The organism is Streptococcus mitis (assembly GCF_003944325.1).
In the GTDB taxonomy this organism is placed as follows: Bacteria; Bacillota; Bacilli; order Lactobacillales; family Streptococcaceae; genus Streptococcus; species Streptococcus mitis_CW.
This window is the reverse complement of the sequence record NZ_RJPX01000061.1, coordinates 1-6,054: the sequence shown is the minus strand read 5'-3', so window position 1 is coordinate 6,054 and position 6,054 is coordinate 1. Positions and strand designations below refer to the sequence as shown.

Genomic DNA, 6,054 nt, shown 5'->3' with positions numbered 1-6,054 from the left:
ATTAAATGGAAAATTATAATGAGTTATTAACTCTTAGGAATAAAATAGAAAATACACTGAATTATCAACTGTCACTAAGTAATTTAGAATTATATCATAGCAATCTATTTGCTGTTGTTCTGGAGAAGTCTGAATTTATTAATCATAAGTTTTTTAGTAATGTTATTGATATTAATAAAAAATATACAGATTTAAAGGTTTACAGAGAAAAAAATTCGATTGATTTAACTATCGAGGTTATTGATGAGGATAGAAGGGCTCATGTTATTTTTATAGAAAATAAGGTTAAGTCTTTACCAGACAAAAGTCAATTAATTCGTTATTCTGAAAAAGATTCTAATGCTAAAGGAATACTTCTTAGTTTAGTTAAACCTGGATTTAAACTACCTGATAGTTGGTTTAGAAGAAGTTATGATGAGCTAATTGAGTATTATCGTGATTCACTTGATAAAGTAGATGAGACTTTTAGATTATTCTTAAAGGATTATATCGAATATATGGAGAATTTGGAAAAGTTTATTGGAAAGGTAAGTTATGGTGAATCATACTATTTTGAAGAGACTAATAATAAAGTGCTTGAAGGTATGAGATTAAGGTCGGTTATCGAGAAGATTCATTATGCGAACTTACAGAATAAGATTGCTGATTTAGGGTATAAAACATACTCTGGTAGAATAAAGGGAGGACATCATTTTGGAATTGATCTTCCTATCGAAGGTACTACATCATCTTTTGATATTCAGATACAAGGGAATCAGTATAGACATAAGGTTAATTTCTCTCTTGAAGATAAGGAAAAACTAGGTGATTTAGAAAGAATATGTGATAGTATAAAAGAGAAAACTTGTTTATATAATTTCAATCTAGAGGATAATCCAATTTTAGAAAAATCATCTTCAAGAAAAAAATGGAAAACATATGGTAAAAAAGATTATTATGATTATGCTCGTATAAAAAAACAGGTATCTAGTGAAGACTTGATTAATTATATAAGAACGGATGTTGATAAAATTAAAGCGGATTTGCAAAATGTTAAAGAAATTTTTTTAGAAAATATTAAATCAACAACTAAATAAAAAAATTAAATACTGGTGGAGCAGTATTGATAAGTATAAATCTTCTAAAGTATTTATATATTAAGGTTGAAAAGTGTATTCGCCCTCATCATAATGAAAACCCTAGCCTATTATCTTAAGGAAAACAGATTCAGTAAGGAATGCAGAATAATCATTATTATTTAACCAAAAATTAGGAGAAAACAAATGAAATATGATTTTAGTTACTGGCAATTTTCGCCGGAAAATCAATATTTGGATAGAAAATCAGCGCGTAAGAAACCACAAGAATTGCTTAAGCATTTGATTGCCTTTGCTAATGCTGATGGAGGTCAGTTGATTATTGGGATTGAAGATGAAAAGCAGGACAATATTATCACTGGTTTTAAGGATGGGAAAGCCTATCCGATTGATGATTTCAAAAAGATAGACCGAGAGATGCGGGATACACCGTTGGACTTATCTTTTGAGGAAATACCTGTGGTTAATCATAAGGGAGAAGACGACCTGATTCTAATTATCTCAGTTGAATTATCATCGAATCGAGTGATTGCCGCTCCAAATGATGAAGTTTATCTACGACAGGGAGACGAATCAGTCAAGTTGAGTTATGAGCAACGTATACAACTTAGTTACGATAAGGGACAGCGTTTCTTTGAAGATGAGATCATTGAAGATGCTACATTAGATGATATTGATGAACTGTTAGTTCAGGACTTTAAGGAACATTTTGATATTTCAGAACGTTCAACTGAGGAGATATTAAAGGCAAGGCGGTTTCTTATTAATGGTAAATTGACAAAGGCAGCTATTCTTATCTTTGGTAAGTATCCTTCCGCATTTTTCCCTCAAGCACGTGTTCGTTTTCAACGATTTGATGGAGTAGATGTAGGTACAGGAAGTGAATTTAATGTTATTAAGGAAGTAACGTTTGATGATGCATTGCCTAAATTAATTGTTAAAGCTAGAGATTTTATTCGAACCCAGCTACGAGAGTTTCAGTATCTAGATAGTGATGGTAGATTTCAGATACTTCCAGAATATCCTGAATTTGCTTGGTTTGAAGGAATTGTAAATGCAGTAACCCACAGGAATTATTCAGTATACGGAGATCATATCAGGGTATTGATGTTTGATAATCGTCTAGAGATTCATAGCCCAGGAAAACTACCGAATATTGTAACTGTTGAGAATATAAGACATGAACGTTTTTCTAGAAATCCGCGTATAGCTCGTACCTTAACTGAATTTGGATGGGTCCGAGAAATGAATGAGGGAGTAAAACGAATCTATTCTGAAATGGAATCTGCTTTTCTCCATGAACCGTGTTACTCTGAACCAGGTAACAAAGTAGTTTTAACATTAGAAAACAGTATTACAAGTAGAACATTGAGAACACGTGATTCTTTGGAAAGTAAACTTAGAGATTATAGTGATTTAAGTGTTGATGAAAAACTATTGATACAGTATATGTACAATACAGCAGAACCTATGACAACTAAAAAAGTAGCAGAGTTCTTAGGTAGGAGTGTTTCTTACTCGTCGAAATTATTGAAAACGTTGAGAGCAAAAGGCATTTTAACATGGTATGGGACAAGTACGAAAGATCGCAGTCAATACTATAAATTAGAAATGAAATAAAAACGAAGAAAAACGAAGAAAAACGAAGAAAAACGAAGAAAACATAATTACTAATTAGTGAACTTATAAAGTAAGCTTTCTTATAAATTTATTAAATTCATTAAATTCATTCGCTTTATAGTTTTGCAATTCAGTTGTTTGTATGGGAATGTGATTTGTATTATACATCATTTCACAACAAGTAACGAAACGAAGAAAAACGAAGAAAAACGAAGAAAAATAAATCGTTGTTTCTCAATTACATAAGCTCCGAAAACTAAAAAGTGATAACCCTTTGATAACCTCTCGATTTTTAAAAGGATTATATATGTAAAAATTAAGGATTTATCTCTTAAAATTACTTGATTTTAGTGATAATTTACCATAAATATCATGATGTAGAAAAAACCAGGTCTTAAGAAAGCTTGTAAAGCTAGCCAGTTCTCTAAACGTTAAGAACCAGCTACAATACAGCATTTACAACACTTCATGGTTCACACCATGGGGTGTTTTTTTGATGATTTTTAGCAAAATTCACACCATTACTTTTTAAGATTGCGATAAGCAATCTCTCCAACAGCCATTGGAATAACATTCGAAGCATTGACATAAGTCTTTGTTGTAATCGTGTCACTATGGGTTAGAGCTTCAGAAATAGCTTCAATAGACGTTCCAGCCTGTTTTGCTAATGTTGCCCTTGTATGGCGTAATTTGTGAGGTGTAGCATGTTTAAGTTCTGAATGACGACGTTGCACAGATTTCATCTTATTATTTAGGTAGTCAGAGTGTAGTGGACTGTTAACATTGCCCTTCATATCGATATAAGTAAAGACATACTGTTCATCAGATTGGATAATTCTAAACTGTGCTAGTTCATATCTTTGTTGCTTTTTCCAAGAGGTAAGAAGCTGAAGTAAGTCATTAGAAATAGAGAAAATAGGATAGAAAAAGCTCTATTTCAGGAGAAAATGAAGCAAATATTTCCATAATAAAAATACCCCAAAAGTTAGATTTTTCCTGTCTAACTTTTGGGGGTCAGTACATCATTCAACACCTAATACTATGCGTTTTTCTGATTTTAAAGCCTGATTGCTCAGTCTCTTTATAGTCCGTTTGATTATTAAATCGTTATTAAAATTCTATGGAGATTCGTCATTATGAGTAATAATAGTTCTTCCAGAAGTTATAGATTCCACTTTATCCCATTAGATAGTGTGTTCTAAATTCACTATATCTTGTTAGGTTTTAGGTAGAATCATTGATAACAGACTGTTACAAATCTAGTTAGCTGTATGATTTATGATTATCTACTTTTCTAGTAACCAATCTATGATATTTTTCTTCTCAATTCCATTGTAATTGGCTGTTGGCTGAATCGTATCCATTGTTAATAGATANTTNGGGAATTGATCTTTAATGGCTTCTAGTGGTCTAAGTTCTCTNTCTAGTGTTTCTGGAGCAAGTGTTGTTTCACTGACNTGATAATAAGCGTAGTGNCCAAGATCAGTTACAACAACAAAATCAACCTCATATTTATCTAAATTACCAACATATACTTGTGAATATCTACGTCTCAATTCCAAATAGACAATATTTTCCAAGATATGGCCAATATCTTCTTTGTGGTCTGGTAATAAGAGGTGTCGTAAACCTAAATCAACGGGATAATATTTTTCTAAGCGTTGCAATAATGCTCGACCTTTTACATCAAAACGTGGAACGGAATAAAAAAGTAAACTGTCTGTCAAAGTCGTCAAATAATTTTCCAAAGTATTATGGGATATGGAAACATTTTGGCTAACCAGGGTATTACGAATCTTATTTGTTGATATTAAGCTACCTGTACTACTGAGAAGGGTTCGGACAATGCGCTCAATAATAGTAGGATTTGGATTTCCCAATCTAGTGACAATATCATTTAACAGTATTGAGTTATATATTCCTCTGAGATAGTCAATTTTTTCAGCGTAAGATGATGTTTGCAATAAGTAAGGGAAAGCACTAAAGAGATAATTGTTAAAAATTTCTGTTGTATTCAGATTCTCTGAGGAAGATTGACCTGATAGGTATTCTTCAAATGATAATGGAAGAACTTCTATCTCAACATAACGCCCAGTCAAATTTGTTGCTAATTGGCTACTCATAAAGTAGGCGTTTGATCCAGTCAAATAGAGGTCAACATTTGGCAAGATGAATAGACTATCTGCTACCAGTTCAAATTTTTCAACATGTTGAATTTCATCTAAAAAGATATAGTATGTTTTTTCCTCAACTAATCTTTCTTTTATATAAGCGAATAATGTTTGAAAATCTCGCAGGTCATAATAACTCAGATCTTCAAAATTGATGGATATGATTTGATCCTCGTCTACTCCAGTTGCTAGTAACTCCTCTTTATAGAGTTGAAAGAGAACAGATTTACCAGCTCGTCTAACTCCACTCACAACTTTGATGATTTGGCGGTCACGATGTCTTCTTAAAAAGTCTAAATAATGTGGTCTTTTAATATAGTTCATAATAGATACCTCAAAGATAGTATAATACAAATAGTAAGTATTTTCAAATATTTAGAAATAGTATTTAATTTATTCAATTAATTTCAATTTATTAGAAATAATATCTAGGGCTATTTAAATATCTTCAGGATAGAAAACGAAATTGCACTGGCACGAAGAAATTGTACATCATCTTTGTGATACAGTATTTCGTATTTCTCAATTACATAAGCTCCGAAAACTAAAAAAGTGATAACCCTTTGATAACCTCTCGATTTTTAAAAGGGTTATATATGTAAGGATTGAGGATTTATCTCTTAAAATTACTTGATTTTAGTGATAATTTACCATAAATATCATGATGTAGAAATAACCAGGTCTTAAGAAAGCTCGTAAAGCATCACAATTTAGTAAACGTTAATTCGAAAGAATTACTATACTTATACAGAGCACCTTTAGGGGTGTTCTTTTTTATACTTTCTTACTAAATTGGTGCAATTGACACAGTTGTTGCGACTTTAGTCGCTAACAAATGTGGCTGCAATCTGACAAAGTCAGTTGCCTCAAAACGTTAATCAATACGATTATATCAACGTTTCAAAGCACTTTGCAAAGATTTTGCAAAGTGCTTTTTCGGAGTACGACGGGCATGTCGTATATCTGAGGTGTAAGTCCTCCGTGGGCACCCGCTACCGGTGAACCCAATAGCGATTCCCAAGCCTGACTATCGTGAGGTAGCGGGGAGAGGAAGGGATAGCGAAATCGTGGCTCTACGAACAGGAACGTGATAGTAAGGCGTATATAGCGGATAAGGGGGCTTCAAACTCTAAAGTCCAAAAAGGTAGTCGTAACCTATATGCGTAAATCACGAGAGTAAACGAGGA

At 32.5% G+C, this 6,054-nt stretch carries 3 protein-coding genes and 2 pseudogenes; 3 read left to right on the top strand and 2 right to left on the bottom strand.

Annotated elements, in window-relative coordinates; translation table 11 throughout:
* Window positions 1-5: 5 nt before the first annotated feature.
* The 3 genes and pseudogenes from D8787_RS12150 to D8787_RS10785 form a co-directional block, all read left to right on the top strand.
* Window positions 6-320 (top strand): annotated as a pseudogene (locus D8787_RS12150) (hypothetical protein); the annotation flags it as partial.
* Between the two features lie 186 nt (window positions 321-506).
* Entirely contained in the window at window positions 507-1,076 is a 570-nt protein-coding gene (locus D8787_RS11735; RefSeq protein WP_221765919.1) for a hypothetical protein, read from the top strand.
* Window positions 1,077-1,262: 186 nt separating this feature from the next.
* Window positions 1,263-2,696, top strand: a complete 1,434-nt coding sequence (locus D8787_RS10785; RefSeq protein WP_125423770.1) for an ATP-binding protein — start codon at window positions 1,263-1,265, stop codon at window positions 2,694-2,696.
* Window positions 2,697-3,217: 521 nt separating this feature from the next.
* On the opposite strand, the pseudogene D8787_RS10780 reads toward D8787_RS10785, so the two are convergent.
* Together D8787_RS10780 and D8787_RS10775 are read right to left on the bottom strand one after the other, a co-directional pair.
* Window positions 3,218-3,610 (bottom strand): annotated as a pseudogene (locus D8787_RS10780) (tyrosine-type recombinase/integrase); the annotation flags it as partial.
* A gap of 372 nt (window positions 3,611-3,982) precedes the next feature.
* Window positions 3,983-5,191: an ATP-binding protein gene (locus D8787_RS10775; protein ID WP_125423764.1), complete on the bottom strand. Its 1,209-nt coding sequence runs from the start codon at window positions 5,189-5,191 to the stop codon at window positions 3,983-3,985.
* Window positions 5,192-6,054 lie beyond the last annotated feature (863 nt).

Coding starts and splice junctions, on each gene's coding strand:
- D8787_RS10785 (WP_125423770.1), top strand. CDS start 1,263: ATGAAATATGATTTTAGTTACTGGCAATTTTCGCCGGAAAATCAATAT.